Source organism: Arthrobacter sp. NPDC093139 (genome assembly GCF_044754165.1).
Lineage (GTDB): Bacteria > Actinomycetota > Actinomycetes > Actinomycetales > Micrococcaceae > Arthrobacter.
In genome coordinates this window covers 47,433-67,387 of the sequence record NZ_JBIVOO010000017.1, presented here as the reverse complement: position 1 = coordinate 67,387, position 19,955 = coordinate 47,433, and the positions used below count along the sequence as shown (strand labels likewise).

General features: G+C 64.0%; 18 protein-coding genes and 1 pseudogene. 13 read left to right on the top strand and 6 right to left on the bottom strand.

Annotation, left to right across the window (positions count from 1 at the left end):
• The first annotated feature begins 201 nt into the window (after positions 1-201).
• From ACIP90_RS19480 to ACIP90_RS19440, 9 genes are all read left to right on the top strand, one after another.
• Positions 202-990 carry a LamB/YcsF family protein gene (locus tag ACIP90_RS19480; protein WP_400581308.1) on the top strand — a complete coding sequence of 263 codons (789 nt, stop codon included), beginning with the start codon at positions 202-204 and terminating at the stop codon, positions 988-990.
• A 1-nt stretch (position 991) separates the two neighbouring features.
• Complete coding sequence (locus ACIP90_RS19475; protein ID WP_400581307.1) at positions 992-1,714, top strand: allophanate hydrolase subunit 1; 723 nt, start codon at positions 992-994, stop codon at positions 1,712-1,714.
• Positions 1,711-2,724 carry a biotin-dependent carboxyltransferase family protein gene (locus ACIP90_RS19470; RefSeq protein ID WP_400581306.1) on the top strand — a complete coding sequence of 338 codons (1,014 nt, stop codon included), beginning with the start codon at positions 1,711-1,713 and terminating at the stop codon, positions 2,722-2,724. Before ACIP90_RS19475 ends, ACIP90_RS19470 begins: the two co-directional genes overlap by 4 nt.
• A 52-nt stretch (positions 2,725-2,776) precedes the next feature.
• Positions 2,777-4,117: an MFS transporter gene (locus tag ACIP90_RS19465; RefSeq protein WP_400581305.1), complete on the top strand. Its 1,341-nt coding sequence runs from the start codon at positions 2,777-2,779 to the stop codon at positions 4,115-4,117.
• 81 nt (positions 4,118-4,198) lie between these two features.
• Positions 4,199-4,948: an SDR family oxidoreductase gene (locus tag ACIP90_RS19460; protein ID WP_400581304.1), complete on the top strand. Its 750-nt coding sequence runs from the start codon at positions 4,199-4,201 to the stop codon at positions 4,946-4,948.
• 51 nt (positions 4,949-4,999) lie between these two features.
• On the top strand, positions 5,000-5,941 hold the full coding sequence (locus tag ACIP90_RS19455) for a 2-hydroxyacid dehydrogenase (protein WP_400581303.1): 942 nt from the start codon (positions 5,000-5,002) through the stop codon (positions 5,939-5,941).
• A 54-nt stretch (positions 5,942-5,995) separates the two neighbouring features.
• Complete coding sequence (locus ACIP90_RS19450) at positions 5,996-6,766, top strand: SDR family oxidoreductase (RefSeq protein ID WP_400581302.1); 771 nt, start codon at positions 5,996-5,998, stop codon at positions 6,764-6,766.
• Entirely contained in the window at positions 6,766-7,851 is a 1,086-nt protein-coding gene (locus ACIP90_RS19445; protein ID WP_400581301.1) for an L-idonate 5-dehydrogenase, read from the top strand. Before ACIP90_RS19450 ends, ACIP90_RS19445 begins: the two co-directional genes overlap by 1 nt.
• A complete protein-coding gene (locus tag ACIP90_RS19440) occupies positions 7,844-8,374 on the top strand; it encodes a gluconokinase (protein WP_400581300.1) in 531 nt (176 codons plus the stop codon). Before ACIP90_RS19445 ends, ACIP90_RS19440 begins: the two co-directional genes overlap by 8 nt.
• A gap of 224 nt (positions 8,375-8,598) precedes the next feature.
• Here ACIP90_RS19440 and ACIP90_RS19435 read toward each other — a convergent pair whose 3' ends face one another.
• The 3 genes from ACIP90_RS19435 to ACIP90_RS19425 form a co-directional block, all read right to left on the bottom strand.
• Positions 8,599-10,770 carry a glycogen debranching N-terminal domain-containing protein gene (locus ACIP90_RS19435; RefSeq protein WP_400581299.1) on the bottom strand — a complete coding sequence of 724 codons (2,172 nt, stop codon included), beginning with the start codon at positions 10,768-10,770 and terminating at the stop codon, positions 8,599-8,601.
• Between the two features lie 471 nt (positions 10,771-11,241).
• Positions 11,242-12,654, bottom strand: a complete 1,413-nt coding sequence (locus ACIP90_RS19430) for a ferredoxin reductase (protein ID WP_400581298.1) — start codon at positions 12,652-12,654, stop codon at positions 11,242-11,244.
• Positions 12,651-13,955, bottom strand: coding sequence for an SRPBCC family protein (locus tag ACIP90_RS19425; RefSeq protein ID WP_400581297.1), 1,305 nt, complete (start codon positions 13,953-13,955; stop codon positions 12,651-12,653). Before ACIP90_RS19425 ends, ACIP90_RS19430 begins: the two co-directional genes overlap by 4 nt.
• A gap of 160 nt (positions 13,956-14,115) precedes the next feature.
• Here ACIP90_RS19425 and ACIP90_RS19420 point away from each other — a divergent pair, with 160 nt between their 5' ends.
• Positions 14,116-15,048 carry a LysR family transcriptional regulator gene (locus ACIP90_RS19420; RefSeq protein WP_400581296.1) on the top strand — a complete coding sequence of 311 codons (933 nt, stop codon included), beginning with the start codon at positions 14,116-14,118 and terminating at the stop codon, positions 15,046-15,048.
• A gap of 554 nt (positions 15,049-15,602) precedes the next feature.
• On the opposite strand, the gene ACIP90_RS19415 is transcribed toward ACIP90_RS19420, so the two are convergent.
• Both ACIP90_RS19415 and ACIP90_RS19410 read right to left on the bottom strand, forming a co-directional pair.
• Complete coding sequence (locus ACIP90_RS19415; RefSeq protein WP_400581295.1) at positions 15,603-16,181, bottom strand: protoglobin domain-containing protein; 579 nt, start codon at positions 16,179-16,181, stop codon at positions 15,603-15,605.
• Between the two features lie 256 nt (positions 16,182-16,437).
• Positions 16,438-17,213 (bottom strand): annotated as a pseudogene (locus tag ACIP90_RS19410) (aldehyde dehydrogenase family protein); the annotation flags it as partial.
• A gap of 91 nt (positions 17,214-17,304) precedes the next feature.
• On the opposite strand from ACIP90_RS19410, the gene ACIP90_RS19405 reads away from it, so the two are divergent.
• The 3 genes from ACIP90_RS19405 (at position 17,305) to ACIP90_RS19395 (ending at position 19,423) form a co-directional block, all read left to right on the top strand.
• A complete protein-coding gene (locus ACIP90_RS19405; protein ID WP_400581294.1) occupies positions 17,305-17,769 on the top strand; it encodes an SRPBCC family protein in 465 nt (154 codons plus the stop codon).
• Complete coding sequence (locus ACIP90_RS19400) at positions 17,770-18,666, top strand: hypothetical protein (protein WP_400581293.1); 897 nt, start codon at positions 17,770-17,772, stop codon at positions 18,664-18,666. It begins immediately after the preceding gene.
• Between the two features lie 196 nt (positions 18,667-18,862).
• Entirely contained in the window at positions 18,863-19,423 is a 561-nt protein-coding gene (locus ACIP90_RS19395; protein ID WP_400581292.1) for a hypothetical protein, read from the top strand.
• Here the strand turns inward: ACIP90_RS19395 and ACIP90_RS19390 are convergent.
• Entirely contained in the window at positions 19,372-19,896 is a 525-nt protein-coding gene (locus ACIP90_RS19390) for a hypothetical protein (RefSeq protein WP_400581291.1), read from the bottom strand. The two genes, ACIP90_RS19395 and ACIP90_RS19390, sit on opposite strands and share 52 nt — an antisense overlap.
• Positions 19,897-19,955: the final 59 nt, after the last annotated feature.

The window sequence follows — 19,955 nt, the reverse complement described above, 5'->3', positions numbered from 1 at the left end:
ATAACGTAGGCCTATCCCGTGACACCTATTACGTCTTTGTGTGATCAAACTCCCGGTGTCAGACTTTTTTGCAGAAGCCGGTAACCCGGCACCCCGGCAGTGAACTCCTTATCGGTTCAACCGGATACCCACACCATCAGGGACAGCTGCCCCCTGCCATGCATGGCAAAGTGGCTGCCCACCTCCCCAGGAAGGCTCACAATGGGACCCACAGTTGATCTGGTAGCAGACCTCGGAGAAGGCTTTGGCGCCTATTCGATGGGCGACGACGCAGCCATGCTCGAGGTGGTTTCCAGCGCCAACATCGCCTGCGGATTCCACGCCGGCGACCCGGACATCATGCACGCGACCGTCGCCGAATGCGTCCGCCGCGGCGTCAGCATCGGGGCGCACCCAAGCTTTCCCGACCTCCGCGGCTTCGGCCGGCGCACCATGGACCTGACCGCAGACGAGGTCCGCAATGACGTTCTCTACCAGTTCGGCGCACTGACTGCCTTCGCCGCGTACCACGGCGCCAGCGTGGCCCACATTGCCCCGCATGGCCGCCTGGGGAACCTCGTTGCCACCCGGTCCGACTACGCCGCCGCCGTGGCCGATGCCGCCTTCCGGGTGAACCCCGACCTGATCGTCCTGGCACAGGACGGCGAACTGGCAACCGCAGCAGCCCAGCGCCACCTCCCGGTAGGGATCGTGGGCATCGCAGACCGCGCCTACGAAGCAGAGGGCACCCTGGTACCGCGCAGCCAGCCAGGCGCCGTCATCCACAATCCTGCAGCCATCGTGGAGCGCACGGTGCGGATGGTATGCGAAGGGCTCATCGAAACTGTTGCAGGAACGGACTTGCCCATCGTCGCCGACACCATCCTGCTGCACGGTGACACCCCCGGCGCCGTGCAGCTGGCCCGCCAGGTGCGCGCCGAACTCGAAGGCGCCGGAGTGACCATCGCCCCCCTCGCCCAGGTGCTGGCCGCCAAGGTCAAGGCCGCCTGACATGGCCACTTCAACACCCACTCCGGTGGAGATCATCGAGTCAGGCGACGCGGCACTGCGCGTCGTCGCCGGTTCCCCGGACAGGGAAGCCAACTGGACCACCGTGCACTCCCTCGCCGCATGGCTCGAAGCCGCCGGAGCCGATGGCGTCCACGGCGCCGTGCCGACCTACGACTCACTGCTCGTGGAATTCGACCCCTACATCACCTCCGCCCGCCAAGTCCGTGCCTTTGTCCTCCTGGGCATGCGCCAGCTCGACTACCTTGGTGCACCTACCCGGGCTCCTCGGGAGTTCAACGTCCCGGTAGTGTACGGAGGGGAGTACGGCCCGGACCTGGAGCGCGTTGCCGAACACGAACAGCTGCCGGTCGAAGAAATCATCGCCCTCCACACAGCCAAGTCCTACATCATCCGCTGCCTCGGTGCCCCGGCCGGCTCACCCATGATGGACGGCCCCGATTTTCCACTCCCCGTTCCCCGGCTGAAGGACCCCCGCCTGTCCGTGCCGGCAGGTGCCGTATCCGTCGCCGGCCGGCAGGCAGTCATAGCCCCGGCAGTGGCACCCGGCGGCTGGTGCGTCATCGGCCAAACACCACTGACGGTGCTGAACGCCACCAAGGAACCGCTCGTGCCATACCAGCCCGGCGACGTGCTTCGCTTCCACCAGATTACGGCCGAAGAGTTCCCACTCCTGGCCGGCCGGGAACTGGAGGCCAGGCAGTGAGCGGATCACTGATCATTCAGCAGCCCGGTCATGCCGTGGTCACCGACCTCGGCCGCTTCCGGGGACCCCGGTACGGGCTGCCCGTTAACGGCGCCCTCGATCAATATTCCGCGCGGGCCGCGAACATCCTCACCGCCAACGCCGAGAACGACCCACTGATCGAAATCACCGCCCTGGACTTCCGGGCCCGCGCCACCACGGATCTGCTCATCGCCGTCACCGGTGCACCCCTGACCCTCACGGTCGGCGGGCGGGAATGCCAGCAATGGGAACCAGTGTCCGTCCGGGCAGGGGAGACCATCGCGGTCCGTGGAATCACTGGCGGACTCCGCGCTTATCTCTCCGTCCATGGCTCCATCACCGCCCCGGAACTCCTCGGAAGCTGCGCACCCGACACCGTCATCGGATTCGGCCTGAAGCTGGCGGAAGGCACCGAACTCAAAACCTCCAGGACTGTTCCCCCGATCAGGCAGCCCTACTTTGACCTTCCATTGTTCCGGCTGGGACTGACCAAGCCTGAGTTCAGCAATCATCCCGTCATTGAGGTGACAGACGGTCCGGACGTGCATGAATTCGGCGAGACGGCAGAGCTGCTGTTCAACACCGAATACACTGTCAGCCCCAGGAGCAACCACATCGGGCTGCGCCTTGGTGGAGCCCTTCCCGAGCGACAGTCAAGCGGGGAAGTCCTGTCCCGCGGCGTTCCGGTCGGAGCCGTCGAAGTCCCCTCACGCGAGGAGCTGCTCGTGCTGCACCGGGGCCGCGGAGTCACCGCCGGGTACCCCGTCCTCGCAGTTGCCACCAGCCGCTCCCTGGACGTCCTGGCCCAGGCCCGGCCGGGGCATACCATCACCTTCCGCAAGACCACTGTCCCCGAAGCCACAGCAGAGCACCGGGCGGCCATGCGAGAACTGGAAACGCTCCGCGCCACAGTCAACACGGTCTTCGCCCTCCTGGGCATCGGAACCAGTTCCAGCCGGGCCGGGCTTCTGGCGGCAGCCAACAGCTAGGCGAGGGCTTGACGCCCGCTTTATCTGCATCAGAATCAAGTTAGGAATGAAAATGTCAACATCAACGCGCGCGGCCGTCCCGCAGCATGACCGCCTCGATGCGAGGCAAACCCGCAAGGTAGTGACCGCCGGGTGCGTCGGCATCTTCGTCGAACTCTACGACAACGGCATCTTCGCCTTCATGGCCGGAACCCTTGCCCTCGTGTTCCTGGCACCCGGCAACCCGGACAACGCCCTGCTGTTCGTCTTCGCCGGATACGCCGTGTCCTTCTTCGTCCGCCCCCTCGGCGCGGTGGTCTGCGGGGTGCTGGGAGACCGGATCGGCCGGCAGAAACTGCTCGTCTTTGTCATCCTGCTCATCAGCGTCGCCACGGCCGGCATCGGCCTGCTGCCCGACTACGCTGCGATCGGAATAGCAGCACCGGCGCTGCTCGTGTTCCTCCGCCTTCTCCAGGGCTTCTCCGTCGGCGGCGAGGCCGCCGGCGCCATGACCTTCCTCGCCGAGCACGCACCCGAAGGCAAGCGCGGCATCATCACCTCCTACGCACAGATCGCGTCCTTTGCCGCCCTGCTCACCGGCACCCTGGTTGCCTACGCCATGTCCCCCTGGCTCACCCAGGCAGCGATCGACGGCGGCGGCTTCGGTTCGTTCGCATGGCGAATCCCGTTCCTGGTCGCCATCCCCATGGGCGTCATCGGCTGGTACATCCGCAAGGCCATCAGCGACACCCCGAACTTTGAGCGGCTCAAGGAAGAAGGCGGTCTGTCCAAGAACCCGCTGAAGGAAGCCTTCGCCTCCGCCGAACACCGCCGCGCCATGCTGCTGGCACTGTTCATCCCGCTCATGAACGGCTCCGGCTACTACGTCCTGTTCTCCTACATGCCCACGTTCCTCAAGGGCAAACAGCTCAACTTCACCATCGGCGAAGCACTCCTCGTCACAGCCTGCAGCCTGGTGGTCATCTGCATCGCCATCCCCTTCATGGGCGCACTTTCGGACCGCATCGGACGCAAGAAAGTCATCGCCGGATCAGCCATCGCCATGGCCATCCTCGGAATTCCCGCCTACGCCCTGATCGCCACCGGCGAAATGGCACTGGCCATCCTGGGCGCCTGCATCATGGCCATCGTCTTCGCCGGCCACACCGCCGTGATCCACGTCCTGATCGTGGAACTGTTCCCCACCCGCGTCCGGTACTCCGCCTACGGGCTCGGATACAACATCTCCTCGGCGCTCTTCGGAGGCACCGCGCCGCTGCTGATGACCTGGCTGATCTCATCCACGGGCAACATTTACATGCCGGCCTTCTATGCCGTCATCACCGCACTGGGCACCCTCGCCGCGGTCAGCACCGTCAAGGACCGGGCACACCTGCCCCTGCGGGACGCATAACCACACCCACCACTTCGGGCTGCGCATCAGGGCAGCCATAAACAATGCCAGCAGAGCATTGCAACCGACCAGGAGACATCCATGCCATTCTCAGACTATTCAACTGCCCTCGTCACCGGAGCGTCCACCGGAATGGGCGCGGCCATCGCCGAACGCCTCACCAAGCGGGGACTCGCCGTCCACGCCGTGGCCCGCAACGAGGAGCGGCTGAAGGACCTCGCCGACAAGACCGGGGCCGTACCCCACGTCGTCGATCTGACCGACACCGCGGCGCTGACAGCCGCCGTCGGCGGTCTTGAAGTCGATGTCCTTGTGAACTGTGCCGGAGTATCCCGGCCCGGCAACATCCTGGACTCCTCGGAAAGCGACATTGACGAACTCGTTGACGTCAACCTCCGCGGCCTGCTCCAGCTGACCAGGCTGGTCCTGCCGGGCATGGTGGAGCGCGACCTCGGCCACATCGTGAACATCAGTTCCATCGCCGGCGTCTACAACTTCTACGGCCACACCGTCTACCACGCCACCAAGGCAGCAGTGCACCAGATCTCACGGCAGCTGCGCAACGACACCGTTGGCAAGCGCATCCGCGTCACCGAGCTCTGCCCGGGACGCGTCGAAACGGAAATCTTCGGCCGCAACATGGGCGGCACCCCCGAAGCCATGGACGAGGCCTGGAAGACGTACTACGAAGGCTACGAATCCCTGACCACCGACGACATCGTCAACGCCATGGACTACGCCATCGAAACTCCCCGGCACGTGAACGTGGGCATGCTCGAAATCATGCCCACCTTCCAGGTTCCCGGCGGGCTGACCTTCAACAGGCGCTAGCAGCCCAAGCCCGGCCACGAGCACACTTCACAGAATCGATAGGTCTTTCAGATGCAAACAGTCCGCACCGTCAGCTTCCCCGACCCCCAGCTGCTCGCCGACCTCTCACCCCTCCCGGCAGGCCTGAAGGGAGTCGTTTGGGACATGAAGTCGGACCCCGAAGAGGGCACACCGAAGGAGATCGATGGCGTCATCCTCCCTTACATCGACGCCTCCGGCGTCCTGGGATCCCTCGCCCAGGTTGAGGACCTGAAATTCGTTCAGACGCAATCCACCGGATACGACGGCGTCATCGAAGCCGCCGGGCCGGCAGCAGGGGTCGCCAACGCCTCCGGCGTCCACGCAGCAGCGACGGCGGAACTCGCCGTCGGGCTGATCCTGGCCAAGCTGCGCGGCATCGACCAAGCCGTCCGTGACCAGCAATACGGCCTTTGGCGGCCCGAGCGGCGCCAGTCCCTGGCAGACAGGCGCGTACTGCTGGTCGGCGTCGGCGGCATCGGACACGAGATCGTCCGCCGCCTGGAACCCTTCGAGGTCACCGTCACGCGCGTAGGAAGCGCTGCGCGGACCGACGAGCACGGCCACGTGCACGCGCCGACGGACCTGACCGCACTCGCCACCACCCACGACATCCTCGTCACCGTGCTGCCGCTGAGCGAGCAGACCCACCACCTGATCGGCGAACAGGTCCTCGCCGCCCTGCCCGACGGTGCACTGGTGGTGAACGTGGGACGCGGGCCGGTGGTGGACACAGCAGCACTGACCAAGGAAGTCCTGTCCGGACGCCTTCAATGCGCCCTGGACGTCGTCGATCCGGAACCACTGCCGCAGGACCACCCGCTGTGGTCAACACCCAACGCCTTAATCACGCCGCATGTCGGCGGCAACGCCTCCGCCTTCCAGCCCAGGATCCTCAAACTCCTGCGCCAGCAGCTCGAGGCCTTGGCTGCAGGGCAAACCCCGGTCAACCTGGTGCAGCGCGGCCCCTTCTAAGGCAGCCGGGCATCCCATTAGCCACTTATCCGCGCGGCGAAGGAGCTGCTATTCATGAATACACTTTTTGATCTGACCGGGCGTGTTGCGCTGGTAACCGGCTCAAGCCGGGGGATCGGCAATGCCCTGGCCCGGGCCCTGGCCGATGCCGGGGCGACGGTGGTGCTGAACGGCGTTAACGGGGAACGGCTGAAGTCCGCTGAAGCGGCGATGGCCGCTGAATACGCGCCGGGGCAGGTGCACAGCATCGCGTTCGACGTCACCAGCGATGCCGAGGCCGCACGAGGCATCGCCTGGGTGGAGGAGCAAGTCGGTCCCTTGGAAATCCTGGTGAACAACGCCGGCATCCAGCACCGCGTGCCGATGCTGGACTTGGACGTGAAGGACTGGGAACGGGTGATTTCCACGGACCTGACCAGCGCGTTCCTGGTAGGCAGGGAAGCGGCCCGCCACATGATCCCCCGCGGCCGGGGCAAAATCATCAACATCTGCTCCGTGCAGACCGACCTGGCCCGCCCCACCATCGCGCCATATATTGCGGCGAAGGGCGGGTTGCGGAACCTGACCCGTGCCATGACCGCGGAGTGGGCCGGTTCGGGCCTGCAGATCAACGGCATCGCGCCGGGCTACATCCACACCGAAATGACGCAGAACCTCGTGGATGACGAGCAGTTTAACTCCTGGATCCTGGGCCGCACCCCGGCGCACAGGTGGGGCACCGTCCAGGACTTGGCCGGCCCGGCAGTGTGGCTGGCCTCGAGCGGCTCGGACTTCGTGAACGGCCAGACGATCTTCATCGACGGCGGAATGACGGTGGTGGTCTGATGGCCGCAACAACAACCACAACCCTCCCCTCCTCAGGGCCAGCCCTGGTGGCACACGCCAAGGGTGACCTGCGGATCGACGAGGTGCCGCTGGCGGAGCCGGCGGCGGACGAGGCCGTAATCGAGGTCGTCTATGGCGGCATCTGCGGGTCCGACCTGCATTACTGGCTGCACGGCGCGGCCGGAGAATCAATCCTGAAGGCGCCACTGGTACTGGGACACGAAATCAGTGGCAGGGTAGTACAGGCCGCGGCGGACGGGACCGGCCCTGCAGCGGGCACCGCGGTTGCCGTGCACCCGGCCACCCCTGCACCAGGCGGGGCGCGGTATCCGGCGGACAGGCCCAACCTCTCGCCCGGATGCACGTACCTGGGCAGCGCGGCCCGCTACCCCCACACCGACGGGGCATTTAGCCGCTACGTAAACCTTCCTACCCGGATGCTCAGGACTCTGCCCGAAGCCCTTGATCTTAGGACGGCGGCGTTGATCGAGCCTGCCAGTGTCGCCTGGCACGCAGTGGCCCGGGCCGGAAACGTCGCAGGCAAGACAGCCCTGGTGATAGGCAGCGGCCCGATCGGCGCGCTGGCCGTTGCGGTCCTGAAGCGGGCCGGCGCAGGCCGGATCGTCGCGGTCGACGTGCATGCCAAGCCGCTGGAAATCGCAACGGCAGTGGGAGCGGACCAAGTCCTTGCCGCCGGTGATGCCGAGGCGATCGCTGGCGTCGAAGCCGATGTGGTCATTGAGTCTTCAGGCAACCACCATGGCCTCGCCTCCGCCATCCAGGGCGCCGCCCGTGGCGGGACTGTGGTGATGGTGGGACTGCTGCCCACCGGGCCGCAGCCGGTGCTGATCTCTTTGGCCATCGTCCGTGAACTGGAGCTCCGCGGCTCGTTCCGGTTCAACGACGAAATTGATGAGGTCATTGCGGCCCTGGCCGACGGTTCCCTGCAGATCGAACCTGTGATCACCCACGACTACCCGCTCGGGCAGGCCCTCAAAGCCTTCGAGGTAGCGCGAAACTCGGCCGAATCCGGGAAGGTGCTCCTGCACTTTGGTCCGTCAGAGGGGACACAAGGAAATGTGTAAGAAGCTAGCACCGCTGGTTGTTATGGGCGTCTGTGGCTGCGGAAAATCGACGATCGGGGCACTTTTGGGTGAACGCCTGGGCCTTCCCTTTTCCGATGGCGATGACTACCACCCCCTTGCCAACAAAATGAAGATGGCCCAAGGGGCACCGCTGGACGACGAGGACCGATGGCCGTGGCTTGCCGAAATCGGAGCGGCGCTGGCAGATACCTCAGATGGGGCTGAGTCGCGCATCATTGCCTGCTCCGCCCTGAAGCGCCGCTACCGTGACCTCCTCCGAAATCACGCGCCGGATGTTGTTTTCATTCACCTTTCCGGTGATCCGGCCACCCTTTCCGCACGGCTGGCCGGCAGAGAACACGAATACATGCCCAGCACCCTTCTCCAGTCTCAACTGGCGACCCTGGAGGCACCGGGCACAGATGAAGCCCATCTAGTCCTGGATATAGGCGAGGATCCGGATTCCCTCGTGGACCAGGTCCTCGCCCACCTCAACGCAGGCTCATTGTCCCGGCCCTCCTGAACCTTGCGCGGCCATACCCGAAGGCGTATTCCCAGCCATGAACCGCCGGCCGATGTTGATTACTGCTATCAGCAACGGATTCTTCAGTGGTCTCGCTGCCGCTGAAGTGAATGAGGGCAATAACCCCGGCCTCTTTCGAGCGCGAAAGCCGTTCCAGTAATTGCGAGACACGGAATCAGAGTCCCCGGCGGACTTGTCCGAAGGCAGAAAGGACGCCAATAGGATCAAGGCCTTCCTCGCGCTTTCGCTCGGCGGCGGTCAGCCTGCTCGACCAGTTCAGACATCCACGGACGGTGCCCCCGGTGAAACGCCATGCCTTCGGGCAGTCCCTGGACAGATGGGACGGAATTGGCAATGTCGATCGTGATCCGGCCACCACCCAGAGGAGCATTGGTGATATGCAGGTCACCAAATGCCTCCGGAAGAACCGGATCCATCCATACACCCCCGACGGAAACGACGGGGTCATACCGCATCAGGCTCGTCACCAGCTGGATCGGCGCGGTAGCTGCCCACGCCTGCGGCGAGCAAGCCGTGGGATAGGGGACCGGTGCGGACAGATGGTCCCGTCTGAATCCGCAAAACAACTCCGGAAGGCGGCCGTCGGAATACTCGGCTGCGTCCAGCATGCTTGTAGCGATACGCTGCGCCTCGGCCACAAAGCCGTACCGGAGCAGGCCAGCGGCGACAATTGCGTTGTCGTGGGGCCAAACCGAGCCGTTGTGATAGCTGGCTGGGTTGTAGGCGCCCATGTCGCTGGCGAGGGTACGCACGCCCCAGCCGCTGAACATCTCAGGGGACATCAGCCGTTCGGCCACTTGTGGGGCCTTGTCCTCGTCAATGAGCCCTTGCAACAGACAGTGGCCCATGTTGGAGGCGCAGGCGTCCACTTGGCGCTTCTTGCCGTCCAGGGCGATGGCGTAGTAGCCGCGTTCAGGGAGCCAGAATTGCTCGTTGAACTGTTTCTTGAGCTGAGCGGCCCGGTCGGCGAGTTCATTCCCAAGAGCCGCATCTCCGGCGTCGTACGCCAGCCACGCGCGCGACAGATAGGCGACGTAGACATAGGCCTGGACCTCGCAGAGCGCGATCGGCGGTTCAGCCAAGGTTCCGTCAGCGAAGTTGATACCGTCCCAGGAATCCTTCCAGCCTTGGTTGATCAGGCCCTGATCGTTGAGGCGCTCGTACTCGACGAAGCCGTCGCCGTCCTTGTCCCCATAGTCCAGGATCCATTCCAAGGCGCGGTCAGCATGGGGCAGCAGGGCAGCAATGGTGTCCTTGGCGAAGCCCCAACGGCTGACCGCTCCAAGGACCATCAGGAACAGGGGCGTGGCGTCGATGCTCCCGTAGTAGCTGGACTTGCCGCCCAGGGATAAGCCGCTGGAGACGTCGAGCCTGACCTCGTGGAGGATTTTGCCCGGTTCCTCCTCTGACATCGGGTCTACTACCTTCCCTTGGCGGTCTGCCAACGTCTGGAGCGTTCCCAGGGCCAGAGACGGGTCCACCGGCATCGCCATTACTGAGGCCCACAGGGAGTCCCTTCCAAACAGGGTCATGAACCAGGGCGCACCGGCGGCCACCACTACGCGGTCCGGATGATGGGGGTCCTCGATCCGAAGGGCACCCAGATCGTCGTAACTGCGACGCAAGGTTCTTTCAATCGAGCGGTTGCCCATCTGAAGGACCGGAATCTTCGCCACCCACTCCCGCCGGCGCCGGTCCCGTGGAGACATTCCGTCCCCTGCGGGATGGATGAATGCCGCACCGGAACCCACTCCTTCCGTGCTGGGGACCACCGTCAGGGTGGTGTTCCAATGCCCGTGCGGCGGGATGGACACCCGGTAGGTGAGAGCCTCCGGTGTCACGTCCGCGCCGGGGGCTTGAATAATCACGCCCTTCCGGACCTCCTGCCAGGCAGCCTGGATGGTGAGCGTTTCGTCGTCAACTTGGCGGGTTTCATCCCAATGCCGCTGGACCCGTGCCTCTTTTACCTCGAAGAGGTCCGCGAAGTCCGCCTCGATCCCCACAGTGGCCACGCAATCGATCGGTCCCGGGGAGTAATTGTAAACGGTGATCTGTTCCTGAATGCCGCCGCCAACCTCGCGCAGCCGCTCGACAATCATGGGACTGTCCGCATACCCGTCGGAACGGGATACCCGTCCAACAAACAGCGCCCGGTATGGCTCCTTCGTCTCTGCCGCCAGCGGTTCAAGCGCCTGGCCATTGATAGCCAGGCGCCAGCCGGAAAGTATGCGGGCATCCTGAACGAAGAGACCGTGCGGGTGTTCAGCACTGATGTCCCCGTTGGGCAAGGAAATGCAGAAGGACGATCCCTCGACCACAGTGACAGCCCCGGCCCCTAACGGGCCGGCTGCCGTATCAGCATTCCACCCAGCCATCGCGGTCCCCTCAAGAATAACAACGGCGCTCCCGACCTTTACGTGACGCAGCAAACGTCACTGCCGCTTCTCCAATGACGCTACGCTTGCCCGCATTACCACGCCAGAGCTGACGTACTCACCGTGCTCCCTCAAGAGGTCGCCTCAATGGCAGCGCTTCGCCGACCGACGGCTCCACGATGTCAGTTTTGGGTGTACTCTACCCAGACTTATCTTGATAAGGCACTGGTGCGCGCAGCGGCCTCAACCCGTGTGAACCCACCGATACGGGCGGCTTTCTCCAAGTGCTTTGGTGTCGCTTCTGGCCGGATCGGAAAACGGCGCGTCTGCTACCGCCACCGCGGTTTGTGTCGCGGGGGAGCCCGCGCATCCATGGGGGCAAGCTAAACGCCACGCGTGGCATTCTCGCACTTGTATTCTTGCCGTGAAAACAATCCCTGATGCAGTCTGGCCTAGAGCAGCTGGAAGCGGTTAGGCATCGATCACCAAGTCGGTCCGCGCAGTGGAGCAGCAGGGCAGGAACTTGCCTGCATCGATTTCCCGTGCCCGGATCCCGCCCTGGTGGTTCATCTCGACGTCTCCGGAAAGCTTGACGACCTTGCAGGAGCCGCACATCCCTTCCTTGCAGTTCGCGCCGATCCTGACGCCCGCACGCTGGGCTACCCCGAGGATGTGTTCGTCGGGGTCGATGCGCACATTGATGCCGGTGCGCATGAAGGACAGGGTGAGGCTTCCCGTTCCGACCGTGTTGAAGCTCGTGGCATCAGGCGACACGGCCTCCGGCCCCACGTCCGAACTTCCGTCGGAGGCTTCGGAATAGGGCGCCGTGTCCATGATTTCCAGCGGCAGCCCCGTGGCCTTCAGGGGTCCCTCGGCGTTGTAGCTGGGTTCGTATAGCCCGAACGCTGTGGGCTGGCTTTCATAGTAGTCCTCGGCGGAATCGGCGATTTCCTCGGCGATTTCCTCGGCAATGTCCTCTGCCAGCGCGATCTCCGCCTGGTATTCAAGGAGCGTCTGGCGATCTCCCGAGAAGAATTCCATGTTGATGGAGGTGTCGTCGACGCCGACCTTCCCCAGCAGCTCGGTGGCGGTGTTCAGGTAACCCTCGGGGCCGCAGGCATAGACTTGGCGGCCGTTGGCATCCGGGGCAACTTCGTCGAGCATGGCCGCCGTCAGCCTTCCGCTGAGCCATTCCCACCCTTCGGGTTTGCTGCGGTCACCCAGGGCGTAGAAGACCTTGACTCGCGAGTCCACGGAGGCGATGTAGGCAAGCTCCTGGTGGAAGGCATATCCTCCGGCCTCCGCTCCATGGTAGAGCACCACGACATCGGCCTGTCCGGGCAGGGAGTGGATGGTCCGCACCATCGACATAATGGGGGTGATGCCTGCGCCGGCGGCCAGCAGGAGATACCGCGCCCGGCGGTCGGCGTCAGGCAGGTGGAATGCCCCGACCGGTCCGAGCATCTCGAGGACGGTGCCGGGTTTGACGTTCTCGTGCACCCAGGGGGAGACGAGTCCAGTGGGGTCGCGTTTGACTGTGATGTTGAAGGTCCACGGCTGGGTGGGCGAACTGGACAGCGAGTAGCTGCGGTCCACCGGATCCTGGTCCTCGCCGTTTACGGGAAAGGCGACGTTCACGTACTGGCCCGCACGGAACGCCAGGGGCGCACCGTCGCAGCGGCGGAACACGAAGGTCATCATGCCGCCCGCCTCGGGAACGGTTTCGACGCATTCCGCCGTGAACTCCTGCGGATGCCAGGGGCCCAATGCGTGGGCAGCGCGGGCGGGTCCCTCGGTGCTGCCCATCACCCTGTTCCACGGCATCTCCAGACCGCGAATGCGCTGTGGTTCCTGGATTGCCGTGTCAGTGCGGAGTTCAATCATGCCAAGTGCTCCTGCACGCGCTGTACGTACCAGTTGATGAACGCCTCGACCTGGTATTCGCTCTTCATGTAGGGCCCGGGCTCGTAGGCGGGGCTGCTGGCGCCCTTCTGGCACAGCTCCACGAACGCCTTGTCCTGCAGATTTGTCTGCTTCCACGTGTAGGTGAGTTTCTCCAGATCGTAATCAACGCCTTCCTCGGCGTCGTCAGCCACCAGCCAGGTGGTGCGTACCAGTGTCTGGTGTTCGTTGACGGGGAAGACGGCGAAGGTGATGACGTGGTCCCCGAGGAAATGGAACCAGCTGTTAGGCTGCAGGTGCATCGAGCAGCGGCCAAGGCGGAAGTCCCGCAAGTCACCGAGCAGCTTCTTGGAGAGCCTGCGCCCATCGGGCGAGAACGATTCCCCCTCACCGTCAAGCGATTCCCGTGAGATGCGGATTCCCGCTATGCGCGTGTCGAGCTCCTCGACGACCTCATAGGGAAGGTCATAGCGCCTGCAACGCTCCTCAAGCGAGGACTGCGCTTCCTTGTTGCGGTCCCACACTTCCTCGAGATGGGCCGGGACCAGGCCCTCCGTCAGGCCCCAGGTGGGAAAGAGGGAACAAGCGAGCTCCGGGTGGCCGTCGCAGTGATAGCACTCACGGTTGTTCTCCATCACGAGCTTCCAGTTGCCCTCCTCGATGATGTTCTGCTGGTAGGCGATTTTCGTCTTCGACAGATCGTGGGGCGCGAGGTAAGGCTCGAAGATCTTTCCGGTTTCGTCGAAATCCGTCGGCGGTTCGTCCGCAATGCAGACAAAGATGAGTCCGGCGTACACCCGGCTGTGGGCGCGCTTGAGGCCGAAGCAGCCCTTGTCGAACTTCGTTTCCCCCGGTGCCGAGGCATGGATCAAATCGCCGTTGGGGGAGTAGGTCCAAGAGTGATAGCCGCATACAAGGTTTCCCGTTGACCCCGCGGGTTCGGTCAGGACGCGGGCGCCGCGGTGGCGGCACACATTGTGCAGGACGTTCACGCCGCCGTCGTCGTTGCGCAGAACGATCAGGGAGTAAGGCCCGTAGTCGACGGTGACGTAGTCGCCCGGCTCCGGGAGCTCGGCGATGCTGCCGGCAAAGATCCAGTGCTTGCCAAAAATGGCCTGCATGTCGATGTTGAAAATCGTCGGATCGGTGTAGAAGGGGGCATCGAGGGAATATCCCACGCGCCGGAGATCGAACAACTCGGTGATTTCCGCCAGCTGCTCGGCAGGCAATGATGACGCGAGTTTTCCGCGTGAATTGAGGGGCAAGTTCACTGGAACAGACATGTGTTTCCTCCCGGGGGGCCTGGGTAGTGTGCGATTCGTGGGGACCACGGGTGGGTGGGGTGCAGCTGGCGTTCTCGAAACGTTTCTAGTCACGAGATTACGGAGGATCCACCTGCAACAAAAGCGCAAGATTTAGGAGATAATGGTGCACAATGGGTGCATGATTGATCCACGGCTCATAACACTTCGGGTGTTTGCCCGGTGCGGCACCGTTGGCGCAACAGCGGAGCTCACGGGTTATTCTCCCTCCGCTGTCTCCGCACAATTGCGGGAGCTCCAGCGCGTGCTTGGAATGCAGCTGCTGACGAAGGACGGCCGGGGTGTGCGACTTACTGCCACGGGCCGCTTTCTCGTGGCGGGCTCGGACACCCTGATTGCGGAATGGGAGAGCCTGCGCGCCGCGGCTATGGAGGCCGGCGACCAGGTCCAGTCCCGTTTTGGGCTCGGTGGATTCTCCACGGCGGCCGCCCAATTGCTCGCGCCGCTGGCCGCCACGCTGCGCTCGACACGCCCCTTACTGGAGGTCCAGGTACTCGAGGCCAACCCGGCCCGCTGCTTCGACTTGTTGGTTGCCGAGCGAATCGACCTCGCGGTCGTCGTTGCGATGCAGTCCGACACCTATGGTGAGGACGATCCGCGCTTCGAGCAGACCGTTCTGCTCGACGATCCCTTGGACGTGATCATTCCCTCCAACCATCCACTGGCATCGCGGGAAACGGTGACGCTCGAAGAGCTGGCGTCGGAACCCTGGATCACCGAGGCCACCGGTTCCACCTACCATGCCCTATTCACCGCGGCGTTCACGGCAGTCGGGGTGACGCCGCGGATTGCCCATGAGGCCGTAGAATGGGAAACCCACATCGCTTTCGTTGGTGCGGGGCTGGGCGTGGGCCTACTGCCGCGGCTGGCGCCCCTGCATAGTGCCGAAAACGTGGTTCGCCTGCGCATTACTGGCAAGGGGAAGCCCGCGCGCCGTATTGTCGCTGCGGTTCGCAGGGGCAGCATCGGATCGCCCCTGATCCAGGAGGCTCTCGGCATCCTGCAGGTCAGGGCCAATAATATCCTGGCCGCCCGACCCGAAGACGATCTCTGAAATCGCATGGCGCGATTCGTTGCCGAGGGGCGAGCGGGTCCAGAATGTGGCAACACGTCCGCGCGCCCGCCCTTCTTCGCCGCACTACGGGCCGCCAGCTCTGGAATCACACACCGGGTGGCACCATGAGATGGGAGAAAGAGGTGTCGCCAGAGCCAACCTCTACAGTGTTTGGCGGGCCTCACGGTCTCGCAGCACCTGCCCCTTCTCACGTAATCGCTCGAGCTTGTAAGGCACGGCACCCACTATCCCCCGACGGCGGTACGAGTGCCTTGCGCACGACACGTCCGGACGTGAGCCGCCAAGGTACCCAGGAGCTAGACGGAAAGCTCCTGCTAATCTCACGTCGGACTACCCGGCCCGCAAGTTGCTACTCCCCCTGTTTCACACACCGATAAGCGTGATTCCGTCAACTGATGGCGAGGGTTCACGCCAGCTTGGCCTGACGCAGGTACTGATCGACCGTCTCTCGACTGATCCCGTAATCTCGGCCAGGAACCTTACTTGGGAACCACTACTAGCGGCCACTGGAGCAGTTCGCTGGCTCGGCGCGATTACCAGGATGGGCTGTACGGCTGGGCCCACAGCGTCGCGGTCAGGGTCACAGCTTTCAACCATGCGTGATACACCGCATCCAATTCATCCTGATCGCTGATCTCTTCAGCGAGGAATGGACGGATGGTCATTGTCAGCGGAACGATAAAGGCCACAACATAGCGGAGATGAATCTCACTGGTCGAGTCGACCCCGTCAGTTTCGTTTTTCTTAGCCACAGTGTGCCGAAGGGCAATTTCGTTCTGGTAGTCGAGCCATTCCTGGTCGTATTCACGCGCACACAAATCGGCAATCCATGCAGCGAACCGCCGCCGCACAGCAGCAAGGTAATCGGCATTGGGATTGCCATGGGGGTCGGAGAAGCTCACGAGAAGATGGTCCAAACTTCCAACAAAGCCATACCAGACGTCAAGAACACGGTCGGCACGTGGAACGAGAACTTCCCCTGCCCGCTTCAGCAGTGCATGGTCCTTATCGCTCCACAGCACAGTGGCCTTGAGCTTGGCAAGGTCCTCCAGTGACACAGGACTCTGAACGAGCCTTCGATCTCCATACATATATCCGGGCGTCTGGTCCATGAAAGGATCCTTCCGAAGGGTGAGGGGTGTGTCGAGTTAGGACATGACCTGTCGGGCCGGTGCGATCCATCGTGGAACGCCAGCCGACCGGCCGTCAACCACCAAGCAGTCCGGGCACTCAGTTGGTTTTCAGTATGAGCAGCATGACGGAAGTGCCCGGGATAAGGGGTTAGCCTGGCGGACAAAGACGGTCCCACTGGTGCTGTGCACCAAAATTCGTGGTGCACGAGCGACGGTGGAGCCTGGCGGAGGACTCGGCGTCGTTCGGGACGTCACCGAGCACGGTGGGCTGGTAGAAGTAGCCGGGTCCGTCCACGGGTGCCCCGCCGGTGACGGCAACTGCTCCGGCGTCGACGAGCGGTCCTACCTGGGTGGTGGGTTCGGTGCCGCGGCCGGTGGCCAGGGCGCCCATGGCGGCGGCGAACTTGGCGGTGGTGAACTCGGCGGCGACGGTTTCCTGGACGAGGAAGCGGTTCGCGGCGGTGCAGGCCTCGCCCATGTTCCGCATTTTGGCGGCCATGGCCCCTTCGACGGCGGCATCCAGGTCGGCGTCCTCGAAGACGACGATCAACGGTGCGTTGCCGCCGAGTTCCGTGGAGGTGCGCAGGACGTTCTGGGCGGCGTCGGCCATAAGGCGTTTGCCCACTGGGGTTGACCCGGTGAATGAAACCTCGCGCAGCCGGGAGTCCTTCAGGAGCGGACCGGAGATGCCGGAGGCGCTGGCGGAGGCGACGACGTTGAGGACACCGGCCGGGAGTCCGGCGTCGAGCATGGTCTGGGCGAAGAGTTGGGCAGTGAGGGGGTGAGTTTGGCGGGTTTGAGGACCATGGTGCAGCCGGCGGCGATGGCGGATGCGACCTTGCGGGTGGCCATGGCCAGGGGGAAGTTCCAGGGCGTGATGAGCAGGCAGGGTCCGACGGGTTTGTGCTGGACGAGGATCTTGTTTTTGCCCTCGGGGGTGGTGAGGTAGCGGCCGTAGTCGCGGACGGTTTCTTCGGAGAACCAGCGCAGGAACTCGGCGCCGCAGGTCCGTCGGCCGGCTATAGCCGAGCGGCGTTCCGATACCGGCAGGCCGCGCATGCTTCGAGACACAACGCGCGCCCGAGACTGACATACTCTGACCATGGCTGCTTCCTTCGAATGCACAACCCGGACAACCCTGGGCAAAGAAGAACTCTTCGACCTCGCCCGGAGCATTGATGCGCACAAGGAGTCGATGGCGCGCTCCCGGGAACAGGCGGTTGCCGGTGTCACCTCGGGGCTGATCTCCCTGGGCGAGGAGGTGACTTGGCGGGCCTGGCATTTCGGGGTGCCACTGCGGATGACGAGCCGGATCACCGAAGTGCAGGCGCCGGACTACTTCGTGGATGAACAGGTCCGCGGCCCTTTCCGGAGCTTCCGGCACGTCCACGAGTTCAGCGAAGACGCCGACGGAACCGTGATGCTGGACCGAATCGAGTTCGCGGCACCCCTCGGGCCGCTCGGGCGCCTGGTGGAGAAGCTGGTCCTCACCCGCTACCTCCGGAAACTCGTCGAGCAACGCAACCGGCACCTGGCTGCAGGCGCGGGAACGGCAAAGGGGCATTAGGTGGACCTCGAGGTTTTCGTGCAGGAAGCGCGGCTGTGGAACCACGATCCTGGCCCGCAATCGGAGTTACTGATCAGGAAGCTGCGCGCGGAGACTCCCGCAACGATCATCGACCTCTATGAGCAGGCGCAGCGGCGCGCCGCCACGGTGTACGATCGGTGGTCTTCCCGGCCAGAGCCCAGGGACCTCTTCGAGCTTCGCGCGGCTTTGGCCCGGGCATCAGACGTCAACCGGATCGGCGAGGACCCCGCACCGCCGCTGGGGCGGCTGCCGGAGCCGAAGCCTTTCGAGTACGAGCCGTGGCTGAGGGGCTGGTGCCTCTACCAAGTCCTCGTCGGCAATTTCCAACCGCCGGAAGGGCATTTCAGGGAACACCCGGACCGGCCGGCCGCTATTGATTACGTCGAGGGCATGTTCGGTAACGCGTTCCCGCTGGATTTTCAGGCTGCCTTCGAGCGGAGCACCGAGACGCTGTGGCCCTTCGTCCGGCGTGAGGACGCGGAGTTCCTGGTCTACAACGAGGACCTTGAGGATGCCCCGTACCGGGTGCGGTTGTACAGGGGGAGGGCCCGGGAAGTCACGATGGATTTGAACGCTTCAGCGGCATGGCGGCAATGGTGGCTTAGTGGCCCACTGCGGGTGCTGGAGTTCAGGATCGCCGGCAGCTACGGCTGGTACCCGGGCGCAGCAGCCATGCACACCGGGGACAGCGCCACCTCGACACGGATGCGGAAGACCGGGCTGAGCGTAACCAGCACGATCATGCCGAACCTCGACCGGATCCTGGCGACGGACGAGAGCGACATCCGCCGGCTCGTCATCGAGGACCTGACCGTGCTGCTCCGGAAAGTGCACAAGAAATACGGCTTCACCGGCGACCTGCCGGAGGCCGAGTAGGCGCTCCTAAGCCGGGGCGGTTCCGTCCATTTCAGCTGGACGGGCCAGCCCTAAGTGCTCGATCAGCTGCGGCGGTGAGTCGAAGTCCATCTGCAGCCCCTACAGGGCGTTTGCCCTTGCCATGCCTTTCAGATCCGGGAGAGGAAGCTTACGGGTCGGGCTATTCCGGTTTCTGCCGTAGGCCTAGGATTCAGGCATGGCAGGGGAGACGCTCAAGCCAGCCCCTCGGGGCAGGTGGGAAAAGATCCTGCCACGGTCATTTGGGCTGTTGCTCTTCTTGGCCACCATAACCTCGGACCTACTCCGTGAGAACTTCGGCTTCTGGGGTTCGACGACCATGTCCTTCGGCGCCTTTGGGTTGGGCGCTTTCCTGCTCGTCCGGCTCGCGGCGCCGCAGAGGAAGGAACGACTGGCACGTGATGCCGAACGGGGCATCATCGAGTGCGCGATCCGCTACCCGGATTCCCACCCGGGGTCCAACCGACACCTGTGGCTACCCGGGTTTGCTCAGGTGAGCCGCGGGGCCATCAGGTTCCAGCCGGACCTTGTCGGCGAAGGCAACCCGGCGGGCACGATCAGGCCGTTCTTCGATGTCATCCTCAAAGGCCCGGTTGAACCACCGGCCAAAAGGCCCACCGAGGTAAAGCGCGGCTGGCACATCGTCGCCCTGGAAACGGACGAGGGGCTGCTCCACGTGGCCGCCGGTCATAGCAGTCTGAAGCTGCTCGAAGACCGGCTCGGAAACCAGAAGGCGTGATACTGGGTGCCAGCAGCGTCTGATGGAACCGGTCCGAATATGCTGATGCCGTGGATTCCCCGGCGGAGCACCGCAAGGAATGCTTCGAGCTTGAGGTCGGGGGAGGTGTACCCCTGTTCCCCGCGGACAGGCACGCCGGTGATGACGGCCGCGGCGATCAGCGATTTGCGCGTAACCGAATAAGAGGGCAGCTCGATCCCTTCGGCCCGCAGCTGGCGTGTTTCCAAGACGGCCGCCCGGATAAGGGGAACGAAGACGGCGGCCAACACGGCTAGCACGAGCAGTGCCCGCCATGGCTGCGGAACGCCAACTGCCTCAAGGGCAGATCCCAAGAGTCCGCCCAGCAGGACGAACCAGAAGAACAGCGCCCATTCTGCCAGCCGCCTACGTTTCGGCGGCATGCCCTCGAGCGAGTCCGGCGGCCAGGACTGCCACTCGTACTGGTTTCCGTCCTTGCCAGTCCCCGCAGCCATAGCCATATTTCGGTCTTCAGCATCCTGGCCGCTGCCTACTACCGGAGGCGTCTGGACCA

Coding starts and splice junctions, on each gene's coding strand:
- ACIP90_RS19465 (WP_400581305.1), top strand. CDS start 2,777: ATGTCAACATCAACGCGCGCGGCCGTCCCGCAGCATGACCGCCTCGAT.
- ACIP90_RS19480 (WP_400581308.1), top strand. CDS start 202: ATGGGACCCACAGTTGATCTGGTAGCAGACCTCGGAGAAGGCTTTGGC.
- ACIP90_RS19455 (WP_400581303.1), top strand. CDS start 5,000: ATGCAAACAGTCCGCACCGTCAGCTTCCCCGACCCCCAGCTGCTCGCC.
- ACIP90_RS19460 (WP_400581304.1), top strand. CDS start 4,199: ATGCCATTCTCAGACTATTCAACTGCCCTCGTCACCGGAGCGTCCACC.
- ACIP90_RS19440 (WP_400581300.1), top strand. CDS start 7,844: ATGTGTAAGAAGCTAGCACCGCTGGTTGTTATGGGCGTCTGTGGCTGC.
- ACIP90_RS19445 (WP_400581301.1), top strand. CDS start 6,766: ATGGCCGCAACAACAACCACAACCCTCCCCTCCTCAGGGCCAGCCCTG.
- ACIP90_RS19425 (WP_400581297.1), bottom strand. CDS start 13,955: ATGTCTGTTCCAGTGAACTTGCCCCTCAATTCACGCGGAAAACTCGCG.
- ACIP90_RS19405 (WP_400581294.1), top strand. CDS start 17,305: ATGGCTGCTTCCTTCGAATGCACAACCCGGACAACCCTGGGCAAAGAA.
- ACIP90_RS19420 (WP_400581296.1), top strand. CDS start 14,116: ATGATTGATCCACGGCTCATAACACTTCGGGTGTTTGCCCGGTGCGGC.
- ACIP90_RS19430 (WP_400581298.1), bottom strand. CDS start 12,654: ATGATTGAACTCCGCACTGACACGGCAATCCAGGAACCACAGCGCATT.
- ACIP90_RS19390 (WP_400581291.1), bottom strand. CDS start 19,896: ATGGCTGCGGGGACTGGCAAGGACGGAAACCAGTACGAGTGGCAGTCC.
- ACIP90_RS19395 (WP_400581292.1), top strand. CDS start 18,863: ATGGCAGGGGAGACGCTCAAGCCAGCCCCTCGGGGCAGGTGGGAAAAG.
- ACIP90_RS19475 (WP_400581307.1), top strand. CDS start 992: ATGGCCACTTCAACACCCACTCCGGTGGAGATCATCGAGTCAGGCGAC.
- ACIP90_RS19435 (WP_400581299.1), bottom strand. CDS start 10,770: ATGGCTGGGTGGAATGCTGATACGGCAGCCGGCCCGTTAGGGGCCGGG.
- ACIP90_RS19450 (WP_400581302.1), top strand. CDS start 5,996: ATGAATACACTTTTTGATCTGACCGGGCGTGTTGCGCTGGTAACCGGC.
- ACIP90_RS19415 (WP_400581295.1), bottom strand. CDS start 16,181: ATGGACCAGACGCCCGGATATATGTATGGAGATCGAAGGCTCGTTCAG.